This window comes from Streptomyces sp. NPDC004721 (assembly GCF_053601495.1).
In genome coordinates, this window is record NZ_JBSGBZ010000048.1 from 27,648 (window position 1) to 53,039 (window position 25,392).

A 25,392-nucleotide genomic window follows, 5' to 3' on the forward strand; every position below is an offset into this window, starting at 1 on the left:
GATCGAGATCGGGAACGAGAGGGGACCGGGCGAGGTTGTGTTGCCAGAACGCCCGGATGTGAGCCACGCGACTTTCGACTTCAAGTACTTGAAGTTCCTACGGTCGATGAAGTGAGTGCACGAACCGCCCAGCACACATACACGATCAAGGAAGTGGCCGTCCTGACCGGTCTCCCGGCCAGCACGCTGCGCTACTACGGGAGCGCCCCGATCAGCCGCGGCGCGAGTAGCAAGCACCGGATCTATGACGAGGACGACCTGGGCCAGCTGATGTGGGTCGCGTGCCTGGCCGCCACCGGCATGTCAGTGAGCGACATGCGGCAGTACGTGGCGAACGGGCAGCTGGGTCCCTCCGCTGCGGGCGAGAAGATCGAGCTGCTCGCGGAGCAGGAGCGGCGTCTGGCACTCGAGGCCGAGCAGATCGCTCTGCGTCAGCGTTACGTCCGCCTGAAGATCGACTACTGGCGCGCGGTTCAGGCGGGCGATGACGCCCGCGCCGAGATGCTGTCGGCCGAGGCGCGCTCGCTCGCCGACGAGCTCAAGCGAGCCAGGAAGCAGTAGCCCGACCGCGCGCCCACTGGCGGGCTGCTGGAACCGCAGATCGACGAGAGGGGCGCACGAACACCTACCGCATCCAGCCGGACAAGGTGCTGCGCCACCCGGCGGAAGCCGGCCTCCCTGTGGCCTTCCTGCTAGTGCAGGATGAGACTGACGAATCAGGAAGCCCCTCGCTCCGTAGCCGCGCTCAGACTGTGTCCTATGCGATGAGACGGATGAGCCGCTGGTAGCAGCATTAAGCGGCGGCGAGGCCGAGCAACGTCGCGGAGGGTACGGCCCGTCACACCGACTGCCAAATGATCGGTGGCCACTCCGCACAGCCGTTCTACGCAAACATGCCCGTGCCCGCATGCCTGTAGGGGAAGCCCGCCCTCTTAGCCCTGGCCTGCGGTGCCGTCGTCTGAAGTCGCCCAGGCGGGTCGGGCGGACGAGATCGTCTGCCGCGGTCGCCGTGGCAGGCCAGCGCGCGTGGAAGCAGGGGCGGCGGCGTCTGGTCGCGGCGGACTGGGTGCGCGCGCGGGGGTGCGCTGCTCTGTGCCCTGCCCTGTGCCGGGGCCCGCCGAGCTGCGTTGTGGCGTGAAGTGGGCCACTTCGCTCGGGGGCATGCCGAGCAGGCGCGCGGCGTCACCTTGGCTTACGTGCAGCTTGTCCACGAGCTCGTGAACAGCGGCGGCGATCGCCTGGTCTTCGGCGGCGACGGCGGCCGCCCGACGGTGCCGCGCTTCGGTTACCGGACTGAGCACGGGCTCGAGTTCGGGCACCACCATCTTCAGGACGATCAGGTCCGCGGGGGCTCCGACGGCTTCGGCGACGAGGCCGCGCGCCAGGTCCTCCGCACTTTCAAGTGTGCGGCACTGGGTGTGGAGGTCGAGGCGGGGAATGTCGATGGCCCACCACCGGCCGATGCGGCGCAGGAGGACTTGGAATTCGTCGCGGGGACTCATGGGCTCTGCCTCCTCTCCTTCCCGTCGGCTGGGACTGTTGCTCACAGATTGACATACGGCCGGCGAACTTCGAAAACTGTTCGACCGGGAACGGACCAGGTGCAGGCGTGGTCAGCTGAGGCACAGTCCGAGTAGGCAGATGTCCGTCGGAGACGTCGGTACCCGTGCGGGGCGGGTCTGGGACGTATCCGCGTCCGTGCGGTTGGTGGGCGCAGGCGTCGACGGCTGTTGCGCCGTTGTATCGGAGCGGTCGGGAGCCGCGTCTCTGGTGGAGGGGGCGGTGCTGTGCGGCTGCGGGGTCGGCGTCCCGGCCGGGCGGACAGGTGCGGCGGCCTCCGGCGGGTCGATCGGCGGCGTCGTGCGGGGCGAGACCGTGAGGGCGTGCTCTCGTGGGGCGTTGGTCCTCGTCGGCGGCCGCGGCTGGGAAGGGGCGTGGGAGGACCGGTGAGTGCGCTGATCGGTCGTTGGCGCGGGCGCCGAACGATTCTGCTCGGGCGTCTGCTCCTCCACGGCGCCGATGCTCTGGTCGTGCGGCGCCACGGCTGCCTCGGCCCGGTCGGCGGAGGTCCGGTCCATCATGGCGACGGTCAGGCCGCCTCCGACGAGTGCGACAGTGCTGGCGATCGCTGCCCGGCGCTTGTTCTTCTTCCAGCGGACCAACTGGCGCCGACGTGCCGCACGCCCCTGCCGCACGGGCGGCACGTCCTCGACATCGGCGGCAACGTGCGGGGCCACGCTCGTGGAATCGCTGGACTCCGCCTCACCGTCGAGGAGCGTGTCATGCCACGTGTCGGCGGTCGCAGTGTCCCGGTAAGCCGTTGTGGCCGGTGCAGCGCTCGCCATCGCCGGGGCCGACTCGCTGCAGCCGCCGACGGCGGGCGGGGCGATGTCCGGGGCGTAGGCGCCGCACCCGGGGCACACCAGGGCGCCATTGAGATGGCGACGGCATGAGGAGCAGTAATCCATCCGCGGTCTTCCGGTCTTCCTGGTTCGAGGCGCCGTCGGCCCGCCTGGGCCACGGCCTGGTCACGTTCGCACATGTAATCGAGCAACCGGCAACGCTAACGAGGCTTTCGGAACGCTGTGTGCAGCATGTGTGATGTTCCTGCGCGGATTCCTTGTGTGAGGGCGGGATGGGCGGACGTATTCGCGCCGAGTCCACCCACGGCGGCGACCCGCGCCACTCCGGCTGACCAGCCGCAGCGGCTCCGACCGAGGGCCGCTTCCTCGGCAGGCCTGTCGGTGGGCGTCCTTGGTTACAGCCCGCAGGAGCCGCGGTCGAGGTGGAACGTTGACCCAGCGGCACACCCGGATGCCGACGATGGTCACTAGGGCGGGCAGGTATCCGCTGGCGACCTGGACGATCGGGATGGCCGGGCACCCACCTGAGATCGCCCAGCCCGTACCGAACAGCACTGCGCCGGGGATCACGCCGGCGCCGGTGCACAGGCCGAAGGCTTCGCGGTAGGGGCCGCAGCGCTCGGCATCGAGGAGGGCGATCTCGCGCGGGAGGACGGGGTGCACTTCAGGTTGCCATTCTGAGCACGATGTTCGCGCAGCTCATTGTGACTGAGCGCCGCAGTCGGTCACTTCCGGCGATCAGTGTCCGCCTGCTCGACGTGCCGCTGGAGCCGGGTCAGTTAGACCCAGATCTCGTGCTCGTTGCGGTAGTGCGGCCACGGCTGGCCGGCCTGTCGTGCGGCGAGCAAGTGTCTGATACCTGCGGCCCACGAACCCGGCCGAAGGAACTCGACCAGGTAGCGGTCTAGTGCCGAGCGGCGCATCTGCAAGGTCCAGGCCGGGGTCATCGTGAGCCCGCCGGCATGGCCCGGCTGCCGGGGAGCTCGGTTGCGTGGATGCCCTCCACAGCGGCCCTCCTCATGGCCGTTGCCAGCAGGTCCAGATGGGTGCGCAAGGGCAGGTCCAGGTCATGAAGGACCTCCGAGGCGTTGTCCCCAGGCAGCGGACCACCGTGTAGGACCGCCGCGCGGGCCTGGTTGATCCGCTGTAGCTGTGCCCGCTTGGTCTTCTTCGGATCCGTCTTGATCTCCAGCGTGCGGGGCGGCTCAGTGTCGTGGAACACCGTGATGTCGCCGATGCGCAGGCAGCTGGTCAGATCATGTAGGAGCGCGAAGGCGCCGTCCTCCTTCCAGGCCCGCTCGACCGCCTCCCGCTCCGCTGACAGTCCCGCCTTGCCGTACATCAGGCCGGGTGGGTCGTTCCGGCACAGCGCGAGGATGAACGGGCGGTGGAAACCGAACACGCGCCAGGCCAGCGCGTCGCCGACCGAACGCAGCTGCCTGGCCAGCCGCGTGCACACGTCGTACTCGAACTGCCAGGTCTCCGCAACTGCAGGGTCACGGTCGGACTGCGGCTCAGGCGCCTGTGGATGGGGCGACCTGCCCTTCTTCCGCATCCTGACGAAAGCGCGCTTGAACTCGTCGCGGTCCCTCTCCACCTCCAGCAGGCGGGTCAGCAGGTCCTGCTGGAATGCGAAACCAGCCTCCACCGTCCGGCAGTCGCGCAACTGCTGTATGAGCGAAGCCAGGATGGGCTGCATCGCCTGATGGCGGGGATGCACCATCATGTCGTCAGGGTCGTAGTGGTCCGCGTCGAACAGGCTCACGCCGCAAGTGTGACGATGAACCTGCCTATCTGTGGCGCATTTTCCCGGGCCCAGCCGAAGTGATTCCTGTGACTGTGAGCGAAGAATTTAGACCCATGGACGCCTGCGAAGGGCGGCCGACCGGGCGCATCGTCACGGTCTGGAAACGACAGCACGCGCACCGTATATAGCTGCCACTGTGGCTACACGTAACTCTGCACTGCCGGGGGGCCTCGTGCGTCGCTTCGTTCTGCCCATCGCTGCCGTCCTGCTAACTGCCGCCTGCGGAGGCGGCGCCGGGCACGCCACATCGGTGTCTACGCACGCCTCGTCCGGGCCGCCCACAAAGGGCATAACCTCGCCGACTGCGCACGCTCACAGCGGACCCAAGGCGGCCAAGCCGAAACCGTCACAGTCAGCCAAGAAATGCTCGCCTACACGGGACGTCATCGTCTGGACGAAGGCCCGCGGTGTACCCGACAACGCGGCGGTCCTGGGAAATTACAACTTGGTGACCTGCGAGAACACATTTCAGTTGCTGCAGCACACGTCGCCGACTGAAGCCGGAGACTGCACCGAAGCGGCATGGGCGAGCGATAACCCGGGCTATGACGCCGATGCGATCCCGGCCGCGCGCCTGAAGAAGGTGCAGGTCGCGATCGGCCCCGCCTGTTGACGTTCAGTGTCGTCGCCGACGAGGACCAGCGGTGTCGGTGCGGTCCGGTCGGTGAGGGCGTTCGGGACTCCGGGCCCTCGGACAGGGCCCGGCGCTTCATCCGTAATCGGAGGGGGATTTGCCGAGTCGCCAATCACTGGGCTTGTGGCTGCGCATCGATTCCTCGGCAGCTGCATCTGCGCGGGACTCTTGATCGGCGCGCTTCTCCTCGGCCTGCTGGCGGATACGCCGCTTAGCGGCCTTGCTTGTTCGCATATAGAAGCAGGCCAGATGGTAGAAGCGGCCTCCTTCACTCTTGAGGCCGGGCTGTGCGCGACACTGGCGGTCATGCCTCCGGTGCTTCCCGGTGGGTATCGTCCAGGGTGAGGCGGATTCGCGCCAGGGCCTCGGCAATTTCTGCGGTCTCCTCGTCGTCGGGGCCGTAGACCACGCACATGTCGGCGTGAAGCGGCTCGAGCCATCGTCGTGCCTCGACGAGTCGTCCCTCGGACAGCTCCAGGAATCCGATGGCGCTCCGCAGTTGTATCGCCTCGTCGCAGGCGTCGCTGTCCACGGCCCGCACCTGACGGAGGATGGCCTCGAACTCCTGCAGGGCGACCGTCACCTGGCCCAGTTCGGCGCGGCAGTGCGCGGCCTGGGCGCGGCAGGAGCGCGCCTTCTCGCTGGTGGGCCCGGCGGTGCGGGAGAAGGCGCGGGCGAGCGCGTCGAACTCGGGTAGGGCCCGGCGGTAGTCGCCGCCGAGGAAGCGAACCGCAGCCCGTTCCATGCGCAGGTCGAGAACCTCCCTGTTATCGGAGCCGAGCGCCAGGGCGGCCGGCTCGATAACGCTGCTGAGGACCTCGCCGGCCTGTGCGAACCGCTCGTCTTCGAGCAGGGCGTTCGCTTGTGCGCGTGCTGCCCTGATGTCTTCGCGGAGCCGGGTGGCAGCCGCTGCCGGCGGGGCGGACGGTTCGGCGCGAGTGGGAGGGATGCGGGCCGGCTGGGTCCCGGTGCGGGGGCGGGGCGCGTACGGCTGCCGGTAGATCCCCGTGGGGTCCGGTGTACCGGCGGGGCCGGCCTCATCCGGCGCCGGGGCCTGGCCGGGCGGGGGCAAGAACGGCAGCAGCCGTTCGTACACCTCCTGGGCGTCGGCGGGCCGGCGCTCCGGGCGCTTGCGCAGCAGGTGGAGGACGAGCTCTTCCAGTGCTTCTGGGACGTCGTCCCGCAGCAAGCGCAGCGGTACGGGCGCGGCCTCGACGTGCTGCCGCATCAACTGGTATTGGCCGTCCCCGTCGAACAGGGGGCGCCCGCAGCACAGTTCGTGCAGGATGCAGCCGAGCGCATACAGGTCGCTCTGTGGCGTGACCCGTCCGCCTTGGACCTGCTCGGGTGCCATGTACTGGCTGGTGCCGACCGGGTTGCCGGTGGCGGTGATCCTTGTGACGTCGGTGCGCAGGACTGCGGCGATCCCGAAGTCGAGGACCTTCACCGTGCCGTCCTCCGCCACCAGGATATTGGCGGGCTTGAGATCCCGGTGGACGATGGGCACGGCGTGGGCGTGAGACAACACTGTGCACACTTGTGCCGCCACCGCGGCCGCCCAGGACATCGGCAGCGGTTGGTCGGGGTCGATGTAATCGCCGAGGGGGATCCCGTCGACGAGCTCCATCACCAGGTACAGCCGTTCGTACGACTCGTCGAGTACGGCGTCGTAGACCTGCGGGACGCCGGGGTGCTGGATGCGTGCGGTGACGCGTGCCTCGCGCTTGAACCGCTTGGCGAACTCCTCGGCCATGGCAGGCGTGGCGATGGCTGCCTGGCGCACAAGTTTGACGGCGACGGGGCGGTCGAGCACCCGGTCGTAGCCGCGCCACACGTCGCCCATGCCGCCGTGGCTGAGCGGTTGCACGAGTTCGTAGCGGTCGGAGATTCCCTGTGACGGCACGCCCCCGCCTCCCCCCTCCTATGCCCTCACCTGTCGCAGTCCGGTGCGTCCGCGGTCGGTGGCCGGGAGCGCCCGGGTGCTCCCCCAGTGTGGTGGCCGCGGTGATCTTTCGTCCAGACGGGGCCGGGCCGGGCAGAAATGCCGCGCCCAGCCCAGTCCCGTCCAGCGTCACGCCACGTTGTCGTCGATGTTCTCCTCCTGGCGGATCATCCGCCAGGCCGCGCGTCGCGCACTGCGGTTGAGGGCGCTCTTGAAGCTCTTGTCAGGACCGAAGTACTGGCGGCCCAGCCCCGCGATGGTGTCGATGTGGTCGGCCATCTTGTCTTCGAAGACGTCGTCGAAGACCAATCCGAAGTTTTCCGGGTCGTTGTTGGCGACGGCCGCCAGTCGCACCTTCGGGTCGGCGACGGCTTCCTCGAACGGCCGGATCACGTCCTGCTCGGTGAAGTCCGTGCCGAACTTCTCGTTGAACCGCTCGATCAGATCGGACAGCAGCAACTTCTCCGCTTCCTTCGCGCCGCCCGAGCCGTCGCCGAAGCCCTGCATCGTCGTCGGCCCCTCGGAGGTGAGGGAGACGTCGTATTCGCCGGTCTTCTCCACGCGCATGTGGCTGAGATCGATCTCTCCTATGTCCACGCCGCCGTCCGCGCGGCGTGGCAGCCGGTTGAGGAGGTAGCGGCCGTAGAGGTGCAGCCGCTCCAGCTCGGCGTCCCGGTAGGGGACGATCTGTGCGAGGAAGCCGTACTTCCTGACGTAGTCGTTGAGGTCGGCGCGGAAGCCCTCCGCCGTCTCCTGGTCGTCCTCGTCGTCGCTCTCGAGCAGAGCGGTGAAGCGGGCGACGGCGGGCGAGAGCAGCCGGTACAGCTCGGCGTGCAGCTTCTCCCACTTGGACTGCGAACCTGCGGCCTTCTCCTTGGCGGCGAAGTACGCGGCGGCGAACTCGTCCATCTCCTGCCCGGACAGGATCGCTGCCTGCATGACCCGGCTCTGCGCGGTGTAGAGCAGGTTGGGGTCGGAGGGGAGGGTGTTCGCCTCCTCGAAGTACGGGCGGAAGGAGTCCTGTATGTCGCCTGCGTCGTTGACGAAGTCCAGCACGGCCAGGTCGGCCTGGGTCTTGCGGTCGGCGGTCCGGTTCAGCCGGGACACGGTCTGGACGGCGGAGATGCCGGTCAGCGACTTGTTGACGTACATCGTCGTCAGCAGCGGCTGGTCGAACCCGGTCTGGTACTTCTCCGCCACGACCAGGATCTTGTACTCGCGCTGGCCCGCACCGCCGGCCCGGGCGGCCTTGTCGTCGGCACGCGTGTACGCGAACGCCTTCGGCAGCGCGCTCTCCGACAGCCCACCGTTCTCCTTCGGCTCGGTAGTCTCCTCGCCGTCGACGCTGAGCGAGCCGGAGAAGGCGACGAGGACCCCCAGGTCGGGGTACTTGGTGTTGTAGTCCCGGTCCTTGATGTAGCTCTTGATGGCGCGCGCCATCTGTACGGCGGACTGCCGGGAGGCGGTTACCACCATGGACTTGGCCCGCCCGCCGAGACGGCCCCGGCTGTGCGCCACGAAGTGCTCCACGATCACCTGGGCGTGCTGGGCGACCGTCGAGTCATGGGTGAGTGCGTACCGGGCGAGCAGGGAGTTCGCCTTCGACGGGTCGACCTCTCGCTCGTCGGGGTTCTGGTTTACCAGCTTCCAGTACGTGTTGTATGTGACGTAGTTGCGCAGCGGGTCGAGGATGAAGCCCTCCTCGATCGCCTGCCGCATGGAGTACGTGTGGAAGGGCCGGTAGGTCGCCTTGCCGTCGATGTCCTGGAGTGTGCCGAAGAGTTCGAGGGTCTTGGCCTTCGGCGTGGCGGTGAACGCGAAGTAGGAGAGGTTCGCGGCGCGGGAACGCTGCTCGGCCTTCTTCTTGAGCTGCTCGTCGAGGGTGGCGGCCTCGGCCTTGACCGTGGTCGCGCCCGCGTCGTCGGAGTCGGAGTCCAGGCCGAGGTCGCGCAGGGCGGACCGTACGGCGGTGGCGGCGTCGCCGGACTGCGAGGAGTGCGCCTCGTCCACGATGATCGCGAAGTGGCTGCCCTGGATCTCGGTGGGGTTGCGCTGGAGGTAGTCGAGCAGCGCCGGGAAGGAGTGCAGGGTGACGGTGACGATTTTCCCGGTGTCGCGGGAGAGGGCCTTGGCGAGCTGCTCGCCCTTCGCCCCGTGCTTCTCGTCGATCTTCACGACGAGGCCCGCGGTCTGCTCGAAATTGCCGACGGTTTCCCGGAGTTGCGCGTCCAGGTTGCGGCGGTCGGTGATGACGATGACCTTGTCGAAGACCGGCACGCCCGGCTTGAGGCCCTTGGCCACGGCCTCGGTGTCGAGCGCCGACGGGTCGGTGGGGGTGTGCAGGTCGCTGAGGCGGTGGGCGAGCCAGCCGATGGTGTTCGACTTGCCCGAGCCGGCCGAGGCCATGACCAGGTAGTCGTGGCCGGCGCCGTGGCTGGCGGCGTGCGTGGTGAGCTTCTTGACCGCGTCCCACTGCTGGAACCGGGGGAAGACCATCGTCTTGGTAGTGCCGCCGCCGGGCGTCTTGCTCTTGTGCAGGTGCACGAACCGCTGGAGCAGGTCCAGCCAGTTGTCTGGCTGCCAGACCTGCTCCCAGAGGTAGGAGGTCGCGTACGTGCCGAAGACGGTGGGGGCCGGGTTGCCGGCGCCGCCCGGCTGGCCGGGACCATTGGAGCCGGTGTTGAACGGGAGGAAGCGGGTGTTCTTGCCCTTGAGCTGGGTGGCGACGAAGACCAGGTCCGGGTCGACGGCGAAGTTCGCGACGACGCGGCGTGTGAAGATCAGCTCGGTGGGGTCCCGGTCGGTGCGGTACTGCTCCTTGGCCTGCTCCACCCCTTGCTTGGTCAGCGGGTTCTTCAACTCGGCCGTGGCGACCGGAATTCCGTTGAGGAAGAGGGTGAGGTCGAGCCGGTTGCCCCAGTCGGCCTGCTTCGTCGCGTACTCGAGTTCGCGGACGACGGTGAGGCGGTTGGCCCGGTATCCGTCAAGGACGGAGTCGTGGGCGACGAGGTTCGGCTTGAAGTACGCGACGCGGAGGAGGACGCCCCGGTCCTTGACGCCGTTGCGGAGGACATCGAGGAGCCCGTTGGTGGCGATGGCCTGGTCGAGGCGGCCGGCGAACCCGCGCTGCGCCTCGTTCGGGTCGCCGCCGTAGACGGTGAGCAGCTCGCTCCACTCGTCGGGCTGGGTCGCCCGGATGAAGGTGAACAACTCGTTCGTGTCCAAGCCGAGATCGGCCCGGTAGTCCTGCGGGCGCGCCTCGCGCCAGCCGCGCTCGACCATGGTGGCGACGATGGCGTCACCGAAAGCGGACTCGTGATGGATGGCCATGTTGCCATGCCCCCGTTCTCGTATCGCCTGACAATCGAACGTGCCCGAAGTGCTGCCCTCCATTTGGGAAGGCGGCAGTATCGATGTGTTTAAAGTGCCTGAGCGGCCCGCCACTGGTTGACGAACCGAGAGTTCCTCGGAGGTGACCGTTCCGGCTCGGCGTCTGGTTTGTCAGTACTGCGCTACTCATTCTCGAGGGAGTCCTCGGCGGACTGCAGACGCAGCGCCAACTCCCACAGCGTCTCGCCCCCCTCTATACGCCACCGAGTAGTGCCCTGGTTGGCGACCGGCTGCTTCTTCCAGGCGGCGAGTCGCCACATCTCGCTGATGAGTCCTGACGGCGAGTACTGCGTCTTGTCCGCCGCCCAGAGGATCGGGCGCTTGCGGTCGTTGGTCCAGGTTGCCTGTCGGCGGCGCGGATCGGCTGCCAGCCAACTGATCAGCTCTTCGGCCTCCCGCTCGGTGCTGTGGGGCGTGTCGTAGACGAGCGCGGTTCCTTCGGCGATGGCCTGCGCTGTGACGAGGTACGGCACCGTGTTGGGGCGCCGCGGCTTGCGGGGCCTCGGCGCCTTCACGTACGCCGCTTGAAGCGCCGGTATGGCGGCCGCCGTGCGGGCGTCCCTGAGAACGAGTCCGGCGAGCTTGGAAACCTGGGCCGCGTCCGCGAGCGTCCTGCCGATCTGGGCGCTCTCGCCACACTCTTCATCGATGTGGTGGATGAGCCACGCCAATACTGCATTCGCGGTCTCGGGGACCCGCTGCAGGACCTCCACGTCCCAGTCGAATCCCGGCTCGTCGATGTCGTCCCTGCCAAGCAGTTGCATGGTGAGGTGAGCGATGACGTAGGCACCATGCTGGGCCAGAGCCGCGGCGCGGCCTTCCCGTGTGGAACGCGACTCGTGCAGCGCCGCACGGACAGCTCGCACGGTGAGCACAGACCGCCAAACCTGGTGGGCGGAGGGCCGTGTTCGGAACAACACGTCGTACGTTCCGCGAACTCCGCGTTCCCACAGCAGTTCCGGGGACTTGGTCAATCGAGAGGAGTGCGTGGCGTCCGGGTGGAAGCAGGCCAGTGCGGCAGCGGCCTCAGCGAGCGAGCACCCGGACTCTGGAGCCGGGTCCGGCGCCCCGCGCTTGATCGTGTATTCCTTGTCCAACTCTGCCGCGAGGTCGTCCCGGATGAGGCTCTGGACGAGGTCGAGGGCGACGAAATCACGCGGCTCCACCCGGTTCTGTAGGTTCGTCGCCTCGGTCACATCCTTCGCAAACGCCGCGACACCCTGGGTGGCGATCACACGCACACTCACATAGGCGTGCCCGGCAGCACCAGGATCCGTCTTGATCGCCTCGGCGATGGCGGTAACAGTCTGCGCGCCGTTGACGATGCTGGCGTTGACAGCCGTCAGTGCGACGCGGCCGCCCTGCGGGGCAGACTGAGATCGGTAACGGGCCTGGATCGTGTCGCACAGCAGTGTGATGCCGTTGTTGAAATACCAGAAGCTCGCCGGTGACTGCAATAGCGTCTTGATGATTCCTGCGTTCGTACGCGTGGCGCCGAGCGGGTTGCGGATATTGAGATGAAAGAGCTGACTGCCGTGGTCCTGATACCAGCTCGCGATGTCCTCCACCCGCACGATGCCCTGGAACGACTCGTGCAGCCCATCGTGCTTGTGCCACCGTTCCATCTCGACCTCGAGGTTCAACGGCGCCGGAGCCAAGTCCGCACGAACCTGCTGGGCGAGATCCTCCGCGTGTAAATAGCGCACGTCGAGGAAAGGGCCGTTTTTGTTGTACTTGTACCGTGCGTCCTCGAACATCTGCGTCGCGCCCGGCCCGGGCTTGTCGGTCCCCATTAGAGCGACGACCAGCGTGGCAGGTGCCATTTCCTCAAACATCAACCGGCTTGCCTCCTCGGCGAGCCGTTCCCCACGAGCATTGAACCGATCGAACAATTCCTGGTCTATGAGGTCGAGTCCGACGACCATGTCGCGCGCGGCGCCGCGATCCAATCTGGCCTTACCCGTGTCGCTCCACTTTGACTGGATCAGATAGACATGGGCGGGGTTGGTGGTAATCGCTATGGCATCCAGCCCCTGGTCCTTCCCGCCGTCGATCACACACGCCGCGGCGTTTTCGGCGGTGAAGCCCGTTACCGCGCGCACGGCCAGAGCGCTCAAGGCCCGAGATCTCACCCGCGGAGTGCGTTCCGCTTCGCCGAGTGCCGCAAGGTCACTAATGTCCAGATGCCGCTCGTAGTCACGTTCCAGCGCAATACGAACTTGACGGGCGAAACGTTCCGCTTCCCTAGTGATAGTCATCTTCCCCCCACATTCTTCACTGACGCGAATCCAGCGCTCAAAATGCCTTGAATTTTGATAACCCATGCTTTCCCGGCCGCCGCCCGTGCGGCATCAGGGAGTCATGCCGAAGCATTCCGGATTCCTCTTCCGCTGGCGGTGGTGACGTCGAACTGGCCGGTCACGGCGGCGGTGATGAGGGCCTGGCGACGTTCCGTCAGCAGCTCGACTTGTCGACGAACCTTGTCGGTGAGGTTATCGATGCGTGAGTTCTGGCGGCGGATGGCATCGACGATCTCGCCCTGCTCAACCAGTGACGGCACAGGGATACGCAACATCTGCAGATCTGGTACGTAGATCGTCTTATGCGTGGAGCCCATCGCCAGTCGACCCAGCAGATCCGAACGCATAGCGCGGAGGCACCAAAGCAAGAAGTACGGGTTCAACCGCGGACCACAGGTCCAGGTGACGAAGTCCTGGCTCGTAGCCATGTCCGAGCCCATCACTCCCGAGTAACCAGCGGAAGCTGTCCGACAGAGAAAGACAGTCCCCTTCGGATGCAGCTCGGCAGCAGAGTTGGCGAGTCCCAACTCGCTAATTTTCTCGCGAGTTTCGTGGAGGTCTTCGAGGCGGTCGTCTCGTATCTGCTTCACCTCGCCCGTCGTGATCCAGGGGATAGTGCAGTCCACCCACCACTCTGGGTGAGACCGGCTTGGTGTATGACCGCTGCCCATGCGGGCCATGAGTCCGACGCGTACTTCTTGCCACGACTCCGGGATCGAATCCAGCCAGGCAAGCGTGGACGCGCGGCGCCCGGTACGTTCGCCGCCTGATACGGCAGCTACCACTCCAGCCGTCCGACGCTCGGCCAGACGGTCCAGTACGCGCTGTTCTGCGTTTACAAGGCCGTCGATGCGGGCGGTCTCGGCGTCGAGGAAGTCGGCGATGCGGCGCTGCTCCTCCAGCGAAGGAACGGGTAGCTGGATATCGCGGGCTACCTCTAGGTTGATACGAGCGCGCGTCGAACCTCTAGTAAGCGTGAGTACTTGCCCAGAGACAATTGATGAGCTCAGGGCCCAAGCGGCATACCGGTGTAGCAGGCGGCTCTGGTCAAGTCGTACGCGGAAGCAATCTGCCTTAACGATCGAGGGGCCCAAGTTATTGGGTGCTACGCATGCGCGTCCAACGGCATGGTTCTCATCGCCGAGACCCGCGATCAGTAGATCCCCCGGCTTCACCTCATGACGCCTAAGGTGCTTGAAGTAATCCATGGGAATGAAAGCGGCGTCGCTACCTTTGAAGTGCGCTGATCCGATGTTGCCGAGGCGAATTACTCGTGCCCCATCATCGGAATAGTGACTGCTCGTCAGGGAACTCCCAAAAGGTCCATCAGTGATCTCACGAATGAAGCGCCTCAGGGGAGTCTGGAGGTATAGAGAGCGTCCAGCCCCAGTCATCCCGTCACCTCACCCAGCAGCGCCTGAATCTCTGCCTCCAGCGACTTCAACTCCGCGTCGATCTCCGCCAGCGGCCTCGGCGGCTTGTACACGTAGAAGTGCCGCGTGAACGGGATCTCGTAGCCGATCTTGGTCTTCGTGTGGTCGATCCACGCGTCCGGGACGTGCGGCAGTACCTCGCGCTTGAGGTAGTCCTCGACGTCCTCGCGCAGCGGGACGTTCTCGTAATCGCGCAGGTCCCCGTCCGGTTCCGGGGCGCCCTTGACCTTCTGGACCTCGCCCTCCGGGTCCCGGACGCCGATCGTCTCCCGTACCGCCTTCGCGAACGGCGCTCCCGACGGCCAGGTCAGGCCGGCCGCGACCACCGCGTCCTTGAGCGCGACGAACGCCTCGGACTTCGTCGTCCAGGACGAGCCGAGCAACGTACGCACCGCCGCGACGAACTCCTCACTCCGCTCCAGCTTCGCCACCGGCTTGGCCCCCGCCAGCGCCGCCACCGTCTCCTCCGTGACCTCGAAGCGCAGCTTCAGGGGGCGTTCGACGGTGATGCGCTGGTAGCCGAAGTCCTCGTTGGCGAAGACCTTGACCTTGCCGTGCAGCGGGTGCTCGGGGTCCTTCACGACCTGGGCGGCTTCCGCGTACAGGCGGGTGATTTCGCCGATGTGGTCGGGGCGGCCGTTCGTTCCGTCGCCGAGTTCCTTGCGCTTGTCGCCGAGCGACTTGCGCATCTTCTGCCACTGGTCGCGCGCGTCGAGCAGGACGACCTTGCCCTTGTGGTCGGCGTCCTTGCGGTTGGTGAGGATCCAGAAGTACGTGGAGATGCCGGTGTTGTAGAAGAGTTGGTCCGGGAGGGCGACGATCGCCTCCAGCCAGTCGTTCTCCAGGATCCAGCGGCGGATGTTGGACTCGCCCGACTCGGCCGCGCCCGTGAACAGCGGGGAGCCGTTGAAGACGATGGCGATGCGGGAGCCGCCCCCGCCGTTCACGTCCACCGGCTTCATCTTCGAGATCATGTGCTGGAGGAAGAGCAGCGAGCCGTCGTTGATGCGCGGCAGGCCCGCGCCGAAGCGGCCGGCGTCGCCGAGCGACTTGTGCTCGTACTCGACCTCCTCCTTGACCTTCTTCCACTCCACGCCGAACGGCGGGTTGGCGAGGATGTAGTCGAACTTGCGGCGGGCGTGGCCGTCGTCGGAGAAGGAGTTACCGAAGCGGATGTTCTCCGGGGCCTGGCCCTTGATCATGAGGTCGGAGCGGCAGATCGCCCATGACTCGGGGTTGAGTTCCTGCCCGTACACCTCGACTGTCGCGTCCGGGTTGAGGGCCTTGATGCGGTCGTCGGCGGCGCTGAGCATGCCGCCTGTGCCGCAGGCCGGGTCCATCACGGTGCGGACGATACCCGGCAGGCTGAGGGCGTCCGCGTCGGGTGCCACCAGCAGGTTGACCATCAGTTTGATGACCTCGCGCGGGGTGAAGTGCTCACCCGCGGTCTCGTTCGACTGCTCGGCGAAGCGGCGGATCAGCTCCTCGAAGATGTAGCCCATGTTGTGGTTGGGCACGACAGCGGGGTGCAGGTCGAGGTCGGTGAACTTGCCGATGACCTGGTAGAGCAGGTTCGCGCTGTCGAGCTTTCTGACCTGCTGGTTGAACTCGTACTTGTCGAGGACCTCGCGGGCGTTGTCGGAGAAGGCGCCGACGTAGATCTGCAGGTTCTTCGCCGCGTTCTGCGGGTCGGCCGCGATCTTCCGCAGCGTGAGGTCGCTCTGGTTGTAGAAGGAGTGGCCGGAGGCCTTCCGCAGGAAGCGGTCGGTGTCGATGTCCTGGCCGGCGAAGCGGGCCACCGTCTCGGCGACCTTGTCCCGTGTGGGCTCCAGGACGCATTCCAGGCGCCGCAGCACGGTGAACGGAAGGATCACCTTGCCGTAGTCGGACTGCTTGTAGTCGCCGCGCAGGAGGTCGGCGACGGACCAGGCGTGGTTCGCCAACTCCGTGTGCTTGCTGCTGTTCAAGGTTCCCCGAGTTTCTTTCGAGCCGTTCCGCCGGGCGAGAGGGCCGGTACGGCCGAGTGTGGTGGATGAGTGAAGAAGTGTGCCAGTCCGTCAGGTCGATGCCGTCTCGGGTGGGAGCAGCGCGCCCGCCGTCAGGCCGGTGGTCAGGAGGTCCGCATACTCGCGGGCCAGTTCGGTGGCCTGTCGGGCGGCGGTGCGTAGTTCGCGGACGCGGCGGAAGGCCTCGCCGTAGCGGCGCTGCTCCTGCAGTGGCAGGAGCGGTACGCGTAGCCGGCCGGGCTGGAGGTGGACGGTGGTGCTGCCCGTGGATGCCCCGGTGATGTTGTCGTGCGCGCCGACGAAGCCCGCAAGAAACCAGGGGTCCAATCGCGTCGGGTCGGGGCGCAGAAGGTACAGGTCATGGCCGAGCAGCACGCCGATGTCCTGCTCGTCGGCCAGTCGGGCCATGCTCCCGCCTTCCCCTGTGAACGCGCGTACCAGAATGTCCCCTTCGGCGATAGCCGGTGACGACTTCAAGGGCATGCTGTCGAGGAACGTGTCGGAGGCGGGTACGCCGTCCGCGATGTCGGTGCCGTAGAGAACCCGCCGTCCGGCGTTCTCGGCCCTCCATTGCGCGCCCTCGGTCTTCTCCCGGGTTTCGGTCGCTGCCCGCAGGATCTCCAGGGCGCCACCGCGGGCGAGGTCGGAGACGGTGGCCGTGCGCCACTGCCGTGGGGAGCCGCCGGTGGGCTGCCACGTGCCCTGAGCGGCCTCGGCAAGGAGGCTGGAGTGCTCGGTCAACTGCTTGCGGTGGTCACCGGCTTGCCGTGCCACCAGGGCTGGGTCGACGTCGGCGGGCAGGGCCCGGACCTGGCGGGCCGGGGTGAGGTCGACGACCTCGTCAAGGAGGTCCAGCACGGGGACGGCCCGGGCGATGCCAGGCTCGTCGGAGAAGGAGTCCGGGTCGGCGCGGAAGACCGTCCAGTGGTCCAGCACGGTGTCGGTCAGCTCGTCCCAGTCGAGGGCGTCGCGGCGTCGGCGCGTTCCCGGTGAGCCGAGCGTGCTTTCGGCCCGGTTGCGTGGCCTGTCCTGTTGCCGCTCGCTGCCAGCGTCCACGAACAGCACCGAGGCGCGGTCTGAACCGTCCGGCTTGGGAGTCTGCAGGATCCACAGCTGGAGTCCGATGTGCAGGGGCGCGGCCGCACCGGACGGCAGGGCCACGACGGCGCGCAGGGCGCCGTTGCGCACCAATTCGGCACGCACACGACGGCCCGAGGTGCGGGCGGCGGTGGCGGGGGGCAGCAGCAGCACCGCGTAACCGCCGGGGCGCAGATGGGCCAGGGAGTGCTGGATCCATGCGAGTTCGGATTCCATGCGTGGTGGGACGCCGTAGGCCCAGCGGGGGTCGTAGGCGAGTTCGTCGTGGCCCCAGTCGCGGTCGCCGTAGGGCGGGTTGCACAGCACCGCATCCATTGGGGGCTGTGGGAAGGCGTCGTGGCGCAGGCTGTCGCCGGCCTGTACGGCCACCGCCGTGTCGGGCGTGGCTAGCAGTAGGCGTACTGCGCTGCGTTGGGCTTGGACCGGCAGGGCGTCTTGGCCGTACAGCTCGCGGGTGCCGTGGCGTGCGGCGGCGGCCAGGAGGGTGCCGCTGCCGCATGCCGGGTCCAGGATCCGGGTCGTGTCTGCGGGCAGCAGGCGTGCCATGAGGTCGGCCAGACGATCGGGGGTTTGGTAGGTGCCGGTGGAGGCGCTGTCTTCGAGTTCACGCTCGGCGAGTACGTCGAGGGCGGCCTGGGCGCCTTCCTCCCGTACGCAGTGGATGAGTGCGCGCACGATGCCTGCGTCGGCTGCCGTGAAGGTGGTCGCATCGGTCTGCGGAACTTTGTCGGCGAGCTCGGCGACGGCGGCGTCCGCGCGTGCGGCGAGCTCAGCGTCCGGCAGGTCAGTGAGCGTGGTCAGCTCGTGCGGGGAGCGGCGGGAGGTGGCAAGGACCAGGGGGAGCAGCGGTACGCCTGGGTCAGCGCCCGCGGGGCGCAGTCGCAGCAGGGTGCGGAGCTCCTCGGCGGGGGCGGCGGCGGAGGTCTGACCGCGGGAGCGCAGCCAGGCGCGCACGGTTTCCAGGTCGTAGAGCGGGCTGGTCTCGGTGCCGCCGGCTGGTGCTGGGAAGTCCTCGTGCCGGCGGCGCCAGTTGCTGACGGTGGCACGCGTGACTCCCGCGATGCGGGAGATCTCCGCGGCTGTCACCTGGGCTGACGGCTGGGCCATGACCTGTTCTCACCTCTCATCGGGGATGGCGACCACCCTACACCATCGGCTAAGTCCGTGAACAGGTTTGACAGTGCTTTCACTGTGATGCTTATCTGTAGACGCTCCCGGTTGGCGGTGGGTCGGCGGAAGCGCCCCCGGGGCCGTTTTTCGGCCGCTTCGGCCTGCCCCGGGACAGCAAACGAAGCCTCACGAGTGGAGAGACCTGCTTGACCGAGACGGGCGAGCCCGAACTGACCGTGTACCGCCGCCACCTGGCGCAGTTGCTGAAGTGCGACGCCGGGGAGAACTTCCGGGCCCTGCTGGTCCAGGCCCGCCACATCACCGGCACGTCCTACGAGACCACCCTCTACGACCACCAGCAGGTATTCCGCCTCCTGTGGCGTCACCTGGAGCGCAGCGGCTACCTGCGTCGCGCCCACTGCGACGCCCACGCCCGCCTCGCCTCCGGTCACGCCGCACCCGACGAGCGCGCCGACCTGGAGCTGTTCCTCACCGTCTACGGCCAGGTCCACCCGCCGAACATCGCCGGCGCCTGACCCACATGCCCCACCCAGTGGGCGTCACGCACGCCCGCCCTCTCTCCCGCTGCTCCGTCGCGAAGACAAGGAGGCAACAACTGCCATGGGTCGTCGTTCTCCCCTCGCCCACGCACCGCGCCCCACGACGTCCACTCGTCGCCAGGTGCTCGTGAACGACAAGGTCAAGGCCGTCACCGGGCCGATCGTGCTGGCCACGGACGCCTCGGTCGGCCCGGACCGGGTGGCCTCCGGCTACCTCGCCACCACCGGCCACACCGGTCTGCGCGCTCACCTCTACCCGAAGTACCTCGTGCACCCTCGCTCCCGCGTGGTCGTCACCGAGCTGCGGGCCGTGTACTGGGGTCTTAAGGCGGTTCTCCGCACGCACCCCGGCCAGCCCATCGAGGTCCGCGTGGACAACCTGCAGGCGCTGCGGCACCTGCACAGCTGGCAGCAGGGCGGAGCGGGCATGCCCGAGGGCTACGACACCCACCTGCGTTCCCAGGGCCGCCAGCCCAGCCTGGTCAAGTTGCAGTTGCTCGCCGAGTACACCCCTCACTTGACCTTCGTCCACGAGAAGGCCCACGCCGGTCACCCACTCAACGAGGCGGCCGACTCCCTCGCCAAGCTCGGTCTGCGGTGCGTGCGCGGCACCGTCCCGCGCACCGAACTCCCGCGCCTGGTCCCGCTGTGGGCTACAGGCGCCCTTGCCGCCTGGGCCGCCTGACACACATTCCAGCTTCACAAGTCACACGCACCCGCAAGGTGCATCTACATCCCCTGGGGGGACCATGAGCCAGCAGCAGTACCCGCAGCAGCCCCAGCCCGGTTGGGGCGGCCCGCAGCAGCAGGGCTACGGCACTCCGCCGTTCCAGCCGCAGCCGCCGAAGAAGTCGAAGGCAGGGAAGATCATCGGATTCGGCTGCCTCGGCGTCGTCGCCCTCTTCGTTCTGATCGGCATTGCCGCCGCGGCCGGCGGCGGAAACGGCGACTCCACCGACACCGGCGCCAAGGACAAGGCCGTCGCCGCCGGCCGCACGCCGGCGTCCGACAAGGCCGAGGCGACGCCCGCGCAGAAGACGAAGACGCAGGCGGAGCAGTTCAAGGCCTGCGTCGCCAAGTCCGGTACGGCCACGGAAAAGAAGGCCGTCCAGCACGTGACGAAGGTAACCGGCGCGGACAAGCGGAACGACATCCTGGACTCGGCTGAGGTCTACACCGACTTCACTGGCGGGCTTATGAGCGACAACCAGGGTGACGCGAAGCTCATCGCCTCCGCGTTCACGTCCTGCTACGAGTCCAAGAACGGGCTCGTCAGCGTCTACGGCCAGGATGGCGACCTCATCGCCAACGCCAACTACTGATCTCTTCGACCAAGTCCCCCGTCGACCCGTGACGGTGGTCCTTGGCTCGCTCAACCGTGCACGCAGCGTGCTGATTTCACACACCATGGGGGACACGATGCGCCGCATCACCAATACCGTGCTACTCGCCGCTGCCGTGCTCGCTTCGCTTGCTGCCTGTGGCAGTACCAGCGACGACACGACGCCTGCCAAGCCGAAGGCGTCGCCGAGTGTCAGCAAGGAAGTCAAGTTCCTCGACGCCGTGCACCTTGCGTCGTGGCGCAGCTGGGCCGAGCGACAGCCATCCGACGGTGACCTCATCGACTTTCCACAGGAGTGGTGCGACGCTCTGGGCGCGGGGCACAGCGTGAAGTGGATGTTCGACGAGGGCGGTCTGTACCCGTACGGACCGGACTGGGGCACGCAGAAAGAAGAGGCGAACGAACTGCTGTTGATGGGCGTGAAGGTGTACTGCCCGGAGCTGCGGGAGCAGGTCGTGAGTGAGCTACGGGACAGCGGCGCATACTGACCAGCCCGCGCTGACGAGGCCGCGCCACGCACAGCCGCGAGCAGGGCTTAGTCGTGTCCGGGCGAATTGCAGCCCCCAAGATCCGGCACCGTCTGAAATCCGTACCTTCCGACTCAGGGAGGTGACGGTGGCGCGGCGGCAGTTCGTTCTTCAGCGGCAAGTGGACCGACACCAACGCCGGCTGAGTGGCTGCCCGAGCGGGTCAGTACACCTTCGAGTGCGGCGGCGAGGCGATGCTCCGCCGCCTCCGCGCCGCCCCCGGCCACGACCTGTTGCGTGGTTTTCACCCTCCGATTCCTTCCTGAAGGACAACCGTGAACCGAGCCAACGTCATTGCCATTGCCGCCTGCGGGTTGACAGCCCTGTCCGTCACCGCGGCCACGGTGGACCACGTCAGTACCCACTCTGCGCTCGCCGCCGCCCGCCGTCAGGCGGCTGCTGCCGACCACCGCGCCCATCAGGCCGAGTCTCGGCCGCCCAAGGTCGTCACCCATACGGTCACCAAGACTGTGGACAAGCCTGTCTTTGGCCGCGCAACACTTCTCGGCGCCTACGCGTCCGGCGTGATATCGGGGGGCGTGTACGTCGACGACGGCAGCATGACCTACACCGCGAGCGACAGCACATGCTCGCAGGAGTACGCCCAGATCTCCCAGGAGTCCAACGGCGGTACCGTCCACCGCGACGACTTCATGAAGGCCTGCTTGACCAACGTCAACGACACCGCCAAGGCCGACCCCGCGCCCTGACCGGCGGCGCTCTGCGCCGATCTGCAGGTCACCGACGTGGGCGCGTTGGGCGCCGTTCCTGTCTATGAGGCCGCCGACTTCCTCGCCAGGCTCAGTCTGCGCTGAGTGCGCGGCACTTGGAGTACCGACACCTTTGCGTAACTTGCCCAGCAGTGGCGAGTCGGTGTCCTGCACGGTCTGGTTCCCTTCGACGGATTCGCCACCGTCGCCGCCCCCACGGCGCTGGCGCGCTTTCGCCTACGCGGGGGTGATGCGCGGCTGGGATCACAGGCGCATCGGAAACCTCTACCACCAAAACGAATACGTCCGGCATACGCCGCACACCTGGAGAGGATCGCACGTGACCACTCGTAAGCTGCTCGCCGCTATAGCCCTGGCCGCCTTCCCCCTTGGTACCGCCTGTACCGCCGCCCCGCATGCCGCTGCCCCGTCCCCGTCCGCCTCGGCGTCAAGCATCTCTGCGGAGCCGGTGTCGGACCCGACCACGGAGAGCCCGGCGTACGCCGACCCGAGACCCTCCGACTTCACGATGAAATTCAAGATCAAGCGGAAGCACTGCTTCGGCTCGGCCGGGTGCAACGTGGACGTGGAGCCGGATCTGTCTTACGGGGGCATCTTGCCCATCGACCCGGACAAGTCGTATGAGATCACGTACCAGATCAATGGTGACGAGAGCGGGCCGGTCATCGAGACGATCAGCCTGACCGACGGGACGTCGATGGAGTACTACCCCTCATCGTTGTCCACCGCGAGTTCCCGCACCAAGATCACGGGCAAGGTCACGGACGTGGCAGAGACGAACTGACGTCCCTGCTCCCCGGCGGCACGGGGGGTGACCTTCACTTGGACACGCGGTGAGACGCGCCATGGCTGGCGGCGCTTGGTGCCGGTCTGCAGGTCAAGCGCCGCGGTCGCGCATCGCTGCCTGCGCCGTGGTGCCGCGTGCAGCGGACCCAGCTCCCTTGTGGAACTGCCCTCAGTCATGACGAGTCGGGGGCTGCTGGCTCCGGTACCCGACCGTCCGGACGAGCTGAACCAACGTCACCGCGTCGGCGGCCAAGCCTCCACAGCCATGAGCCACCCATGGTTCGGGTTGTCGTCCCGGTTACTGCATCCACCGCTCGGGATCTTCAGAAGGTCCCGGACTTTTCCAGGGAGAGAAAGTGACCCACCAGGTCAGCAGCCCGTCTGAGGGCTTCGAAGAAGCCGCATCGCACGGCCCCACCGCGGGGCAGGCAGGACCTCAGTACCCTCCTCCGCCGCCGTACGCTCCGCACGTCATGGGCCAGCCGTCCCAGCCTGTGCCCGTAGACAACTCCTTCGCCTGGACCTTGGCCTTCGCGCCACTGCTTCTCGTTCTGATTGACGGTCTCTTGGCGGCGACGGGAGCTGGGTTCTCGGCTGTACCAGTCTTCCTCGCTGCCATTGGTCTCAACGTCGGACTCTCGCTAGCCGATCACCGTCGTGTGCGCGCGGCCGGGCAGGAGCTGCCCGCCGCACTGGCTGCCCTGCTTGTTCCCGTGTATCTGTTCCTCCGGCAGGCGCGGCTCGGCCAGAACTATGCGATCCCGATCGTGTGGTGCGTGACGTTCCTGGCATCCCTCGGTGGCTCAGGGATCATCGAGAACACCATTGGGGTTGCCATCGATACTGGCGTCGTTGAAAGACAGATCGAGCAGGGCATACAGAACCAGCTGGGAACCGCGGTCACAGTCCAGTGCCCGTCGTCCGTGACCGTCCGGACCGGCGAGAGCTTCCAGTGCGTGGTCCAGGCCCCAGACGGCAGTTCTGCCATCGCGAAGGTCACCATCCAGAACGGTCAGGGTGCCTTCGTCTGGCAGCTCGGGCAGTAAGTAGAGCTGAGGCCGGCGAGTACTGGCAGCGGGGGTTACCGGGCGTCGATGCCGACCAGGCGCGGGGCGCGGTTACGGGTTGTGTCCTCGGTAAGGGATAGGTCGGCCAACGCGTATACCGGGCGGCCTGATTGTGCTCTGGAGCCCAAGCTGAGACGCCAGCCGCAAGGTAACCGGTCATGAGATACGGAGGGTTCAGGCATCATCCGCGATGCGGCGTGGGGCATGAGCAACGAGGGAGAGCGAGGAGCGGTGGGCGACAACGGGGGAAAGTCGTTGATCAAGTGTAAGCGCAGCGGGTGCAACAACTCGGCACGGTCGAAGCCATACGCGGAAGGGTTCTTCTGTCGCCCGTGCCATCAGGCGATGAACGGGCCCCACGAGCCGAAGCAGAAGCGGTATGTGCCGCAGCTCCGAGGCGCTGCGGCACGCAAAGCGTTGGAGGCAAAGACGCCTGAGCCGTGGTTGCGTCCAGCCACCGGGGAGAAGGCGAAGGCGCCGATGATTGCGCATACGCCGCCGGGGCCGCTGCGGAAATCGACGCCGGGGTGGTGGGAGGTCAACGACCGCTGGTAACGAGGCAGTATCCGTTGGACGCGGCCTCTGAGGCTGCAGCCGGTGCAGAGGCCGAAGGAGTCGCGGTAGGAGCCGCAGCGTTCGGCATCGGGGACAGCGATCTCGCGCGGGACGGCGAGGTGCGGGTAGGGGCGTCCGTTGGGCCTCAGAGGTCACCGCCGCAGCCTGCAGCGTGGGCGGCTTTCCCCGACGACAGGGCGCCTGAGGCATCAAGTCTTGAGGCGGCTGACTGTGACGCGCTGCCCCTTCAGCAGGGGTAGGTTGCGCACGTGGAAGGCGTGGGCGCCCGTGACGTTGCTCATCTCGTCCAGGATGTGCGGCATGGCCGCAAGGTAGGCAGCCGTGGAGTTCACGATGTACAGCAATCCGTCGGCATCCGGTTGACGATGGCCGATCCAGTGGAGACTGGTCTCTATGAGCGCATCGCGCTCATCCCGGTTCGACAGCTGGTTGCGATCCTGCGTCATGATCGCGTCGAAGCCGCGGTCACTGACTGCGTGTATGAGTTCCGTGTCCATCACCCCGGACAGCCCCTCGTCGTGGGCAGTGCGGAACTCGTGATGGAAGAAGACCGTGCTCAGAGGAGGCAGGATCGCCGGCGTCTCGTTCTCGTCCAGGAAAAACCTCATGCAGCGCGACCGCCGATCTGCACGACCTCCTGGTGGAAGTCTGCCGCGTCTGCCGCTCCGGACACCTCTACGGTCGGGTAGAAACGATGCACTTCGGCAGGTGCGACGCCTCCGGCGACCAATTTCGCGACAGCGTCGTACGGTACTCGTGTCCCTTGGATGGTCGGCCATCCCCCGAGCCGGTTCTCCTTGACCTCCAGATGTGGCCGGGGGCGGCGGAAGTCTGCGACGGTCCGCCCTTGCATGTTTTCGAAGGGTGCGAAGACGTTGGCCAGACTGTAGATCACCTCTTGACCGGGTCGGCGGACAAGGTCGATGGCCCGTTCCTCCTGCACGAGGAAGACTGAATCCCCTTCAGTGACGAGCTTGTAGGCAGCCGGATGCTCGGTCAGGTCCCACTTGCGCAGCTGATCCATCGCCTTCCTGATGCGCTGCAGAGGCAGCTTGCTGCGCAGATATACGAACGTGCGCAGCGCCACCACGTCCCGGAATGAGTAGCGAACCGGGTTCTCCTGAACTTCCGGTTCCAGCAAGTGGGTACGTCGCCAGCTGTGTAGCTGTGCGACCGAGGCGCCGCTGAGGGCTGCTGTGAGGTCTACGGGGAAACTCATGATTCACCTCCTCTCGCGAGCTTCCTGCCAGGGATTGAATCCCGCTTCAGCGACGCGAGCATCCCACAGACTCACTCTGCCCCCCAGACGTAGCCCGAATGCCGGGAATAGTAGTTGCTTGCGAGGCGCCCGTCTGCTGGTACGACCATGCAGGCCGCACCTGTAGCTGGAGGGGGCTTCGCGGGTCGGGGTCTGAGCGAGAACCCGACCCACCACCCAGTTCCCTACCTGAAGGCGAGTTCGCGGAAGGCGATGCGGATCGGTCAGCGGCCCGCGGTCGCGGGTGTAGTAGAGCTTGTTAGTCAGGAGCACCGCCCACCGGCCCGTGGTACGTGAGATCCACATGCCTGTGTGCCGGTGAAGCCGTAGTGGCCCCAGGCGTCCTCGTCGGCGGTGGTTCGCCGGTTAGGGCCGGTTGTGCCTGTCCCATGGGGTGGTGCGCCTTGCTGGGTGCGGGTCGGGCCGCCCACCTGGTGGGGTGGGCGGCCCGGTGTAGGGGTG

Annotated in this window: 20 protein-coding genes and 2 pseudogenes; 10 read left to right on the forward strand and 12 right to left on the reverse strand. The window is 67.0% G+C overall.

What is annotated here, in order from left to right:
* Positions 1 to 111 precede the first annotated feature (111 nt).
* On the forward strand, positions 112 to 561 hold the full coding sequence (locus ACWEK3_RS32160; protein ID WP_453251222.1) for a MerR family transcriptional regulator: 450 nt from the start codon (positions 112 to 114) through the stop codon (positions 559 to 561).
* A gap of 44 nt (positions 562 to 605) precedes the next feature.
* Positions 606 to 788: pseudogene (locus tag ACWEK3_RS32165) on the forward strand (hypothetical protein); the annotation flags it as partial.
* A 144-nt stretch (positions 789 to 932) separates the two neighbouring features.
* Here ACWEK3_RS32165 and ACWEK3_RS32170 read toward each other — a convergent pair.
* From ACWEK3_RS32170 to ACWEK3_RS32180, 3 genes are all read right to left on the reverse strand, one after another.
* A complete protein-coding gene (locus ACWEK3_RS32170; protein ID WP_453251223.1) occupies positions 933 to 1,502 on the reverse strand; it encodes a hypothetical protein in 570 nt (189 codons plus the stop codon).
* A 111-nt stretch (positions 1,503 to 1,613) separates the two neighbouring features.
* Positions 1,614 to 2,468, reverse strand: coding sequence for an SCO2400 family protein (locus ACWEK3_RS32175; RefSeq protein WP_453251224.1), 855 nt, complete (start codon positions 2,466 to 2,468; stop codon positions 1,614 to 1,616).
* Positions 2,469 to 3,306: 838 nt separating this feature from the next.
* The gene (locus ACWEK3_RS32180; RefSeq protein ID WP_453251225.1) at positions 3,307 to 4,128 is read right to left on the reverse strand and encodes a hypothetical protein; all 822 of its coding nucleotides are present in this window, start codon (positions 4,126 to 4,128) and stop codon (positions 3,307 to 3,309) included.
* A gap of 490 nt (positions 4,129 to 4,618) precedes the next feature.
* Here ACWEK3_RS32180 and ACWEK3_RS32185 point away from each other — a divergent pair, with 490 nt between their 5' ends.
* Positions 4,619 to 4,783, forward strand: coding sequence for a hypothetical protein (locus ACWEK3_RS32185; protein WP_453251226.1), 165 nt, complete (start codon positions 4,619 to 4,621; stop codon positions 4,781 to 4,783).
* Positions 4,784 to 5,108: 325 nt separating this feature from the next.
* Here ACWEK3_RS32185 and ACWEK3_RS32190 read toward each other — a convergent pair whose 3' ends face one another.
* The 6 genes from ACWEK3_RS32190 to ACWEK3_RS32215 form a co-directional block, all read right to left on the reverse strand.
* Positions 5,109 to 6,707, reverse strand: a complete 1,599-nt coding sequence (locus tag ACWEK3_RS32190; RefSeq protein ID WP_453251227.1) for a protein kinase domain-containing protein — start codon at positions 6,705 to 6,707, stop codon at positions 5,109 to 5,111.
* A 168-nt stretch (positions 6,708 to 6,875) separates the two neighbouring features.
* Complete coding sequence (locus ACWEK3_RS32195; protein ID WP_453251228.1) at positions 6,876 to 10,076, reverse strand: type I restriction endonuclease subunit R; 3,201 nt, start codon at positions 10,074 to 10,076, stop codon at positions 6,876 to 6,878.
* 182 nt (positions 10,077 to 10,258) lie between these two features.
* Positions 10,259 to 12,394, reverse strand: a complete 2,136-nt coding sequence (locus ACWEK3_RS32200; RefSeq protein WP_453251229.1) for an AIPR family protein — start codon at positions 12,392 to 12,394, stop codon at positions 10,259 to 10,261.
* 101 nt (positions 12,395 to 12,495) lie between these two features.
* Positions 12,496 to 13,644 carry a restriction endonuclease subunit S gene (locus ACWEK3_RS32205; protein WP_453251230.1) on the reverse strand — a complete coding sequence of 383 codons (1,149 nt, stop codon included), beginning with the start codon at positions 13,642 to 13,644 and terminating at the stop codon, positions 12,496 to 12,498.
* Positions 13,645 to 13,826: 182 nt separating this feature from the next.
* On the reverse strand, positions 13,827 to 15,836 hold the full coding sequence (locus ACWEK3_RS32210) for a type I restriction-modification system subunit M (protein WP_453251231.1): 2,010 nt from the start codon (positions 15,834 to 15,836) through the stop codon (positions 13,827 to 13,829).
* A 90-nt stretch (positions 15,837 to 15,926) separates the two neighbouring features.
* Complete coding sequence (locus ACWEK3_RS32215) at positions 15,927 to 18,080, reverse strand: N-6 DNA methylase (RefSeq protein ID WP_453251232.1); 2,154 nt, start codon at positions 18,078 to 18,080, stop codon at positions 15,927 to 15,929.
* A gap of 209 nt (positions 18,081 to 18,289) precedes the next feature.
* On the opposite strand from ACWEK3_RS32215, the gene ACWEK3_RS32220 reads away from it, so the two are divergent.
* The 7 genes from ACWEK3_RS32220 to ACWEK3_RS32250 all read left to right on the forward strand — a co-directional run bounded on the left by ACWEK3_RS32220 (position 18,290) and on the right by ACWEK3_RS32250 (position 23,075).
* Positions 18,290 to 18,619, forward strand: a complete 330-nt coding sequence (locus ACWEK3_RS32220; RefSeq protein WP_453251233.1) for a hypothetical protein — start codon at positions 18,290 to 18,292, stop codon at positions 18,617 to 18,619.
* Between the two features lie 85 nt (positions 18,620 to 18,704).
* Positions 18,705 to 19,328, forward strand: a complete 624-nt coding sequence (locus ACWEK3_RS32225) for a hypothetical protein (protein ID WP_453251234.1) — start codon at positions 18,705 to 18,707, stop codon at positions 19,326 to 19,328.
* A gap of 64 nt (positions 19,329 to 19,392) precedes the next feature.
* Positions 19,393 to 19,965 (forward strand): hypothetical protein, encoded by a 573-nt coding sequence (locus ACWEK3_RS32230; RefSeq protein WP_453251235.1) that lies wholly within the window; start codon positions 19,393 to 19,395, stop codon positions 19,963 to 19,965.
* 28 nt (positions 19,966 to 19,993) lie between these two features.
* On the forward strand, positions 19,994 to 20,473 hold the full coding sequence (locus ACWEK3_RS32235; RefSeq protein WP_453251236.1) for a hypothetical protein: 480 nt from the start codon (positions 19,994 to 19,996) through the stop codon (positions 20,471 to 20,473).
* A gap of 314 nt (positions 20,474 to 20,787) precedes the next feature.
* A complete protein-coding gene (locus ACWEK3_RS32240; protein WP_453251237.1) occupies positions 20,788 to 21,222 on the forward strand; it encodes a hypothetical protein in 435 nt (144 codons plus the stop codon).
* Positions 21,223 to 21,562: 340 nt separating this feature from the next.
* On the forward strand, positions 21,563 to 22,027 hold the full coding sequence (locus ACWEK3_RS32245; RefSeq protein WP_453251238.1) for a hypothetical protein: 465 nt from the start codon (positions 21,563 to 21,565) through the stop codon (positions 22,025 to 22,027).
* 475 nt (positions 22,028 to 22,502) lie between these two features.
* Entirely contained in the window at positions 22,503 to 23,075 is a 573-nt protein-coding gene (locus ACWEK3_RS32250) for a DUF4333 domain-containing protein (protein ID WP_453251239.1), read from the forward strand.
* A gap of 785 nt (positions 23,076 to 23,860) precedes the next feature.
* On the opposite strand, the gene ACWEK3_RS32255 is transcribed toward ACWEK3_RS32250, so the two are convergent.
* From ACWEK3_RS32255 to ACWEK3_RS32265, 3 genes and pseudogenes are all read right to left on the reverse strand, one after another.
* Positions 23,861 to 24,280 (reverse strand): PIN-like domain-containing protein, encoded by a 420-nt coding sequence (locus ACWEK3_RS32255; RefSeq protein WP_453251240.1) that lies wholly within the window; start codon positions 24,278 to 24,280, stop codon positions 23,861 to 23,863.
* Positions 24,277 to 24,891, reverse strand: a complete 615-nt coding sequence (locus ACWEK3_RS32260) for a DUF433 domain-containing protein (protein WP_376550667.1) — start codon at positions 24,889 to 24,891, stop codon at positions 24,277 to 24,279. The genes ACWEK3_RS32255 and ACWEK3_RS32260 overlap by 4 nt, the downstream gene beginning before the upstream one ends.
* Before the next feature lie 224 nt (positions 24,892 to 25,115).
* Positions 25,116 to 25,274: pseudogene (locus tag ACWEK3_RS32265) on the reverse strand (serine hydrolase domain-containing protein); the annotation flags it as partial.
* Positions 25,275 to 25,392 lie beyond the last annotated feature (118 nt).

Excerpts from the sequence above, each read along its gene's own strand:
- ACWEK3_RS32170 (WP_453251223.1), bottom strand. The coding sequence starts at position 1,502 with ATGAGTCCCCGCGACGAATTCCAAGTCCTCCTGCGCCGCATCGGCCGG.
- ACWEK3_RS32175 (WP_453251224.1), bottom strand. The coding sequence starts at position 2,468 with ATGGATTACTGCTCCTCATGCCGTCGCCATCTCAATGGCGCCCTGGTG.
- ACWEK3_RS32195 (WP_453251228.1), bottom strand. The coding sequence starts at position 10,076 with ATGGCCATCCATCACGAGTCCGCTTTCGGTGACGCCATCGTCGCCACC.
- ACWEK3_RS32200 (WP_453251229.1), bottom strand. The coding sequence starts at position 12,394 with ATGACTATCACTAGGGAAGCGGAACGTTTCGCCCGTCAAGTTCGTATT.
- ACWEK3_RS32205 (WP_453251230.1), bottom strand. The coding sequence starts at position 13,644 with ATGGATTACTTCAAGCACCTTAGGCGTCATGAGGTGAAGCCGGGGGAT.
- ACWEK3_RS32215 (WP_453251232.1), bottom strand. The coding sequence starts at position 18,080 with ATGGCCCAGCCGTCAGCCCAGGTGACAGCCGCGGAGATCTCCCGCATC.
- ACWEK3_RS32225 (WP_453251234.1), top strand. The coding sequence starts at position 18,705 with ATGGGTCGTCGTTCTCCCCTCGCCCACGCACCGCGCCCCACGACGTCC.
- ACWEK3_RS32230 (WP_453251235.1), top strand. The coding sequence starts at position 19,393 with ATGAGCCAGCAGCAGTACCCGCAGCAGCCCCAGCCCGGTTGGGGCGGC.
- ACWEK3_RS32250 (WP_453251239.1), top strand. The coding sequence starts at position 22,503 with ATGGGCCAGCCGTCCCAGCCTGTGCCCGTAGACAACTCCTTCGCCTGG.
- ACWEK3_RS32255 (WP_453251240.1), bottom strand. The coding sequence starts at position 24,280 with ATGAGGTTTTTCCTGGACGAGAACGAGACGCCGGCGATCCTGCCTCCT.
- ACWEK3_RS32260 (WP_376550667.1), bottom strand. The coding sequence starts at position 24,891 with ATGAGTTTCCCCGTAGACCTCACAGCAGCCCTCAGCGGCGCCTCGGTC.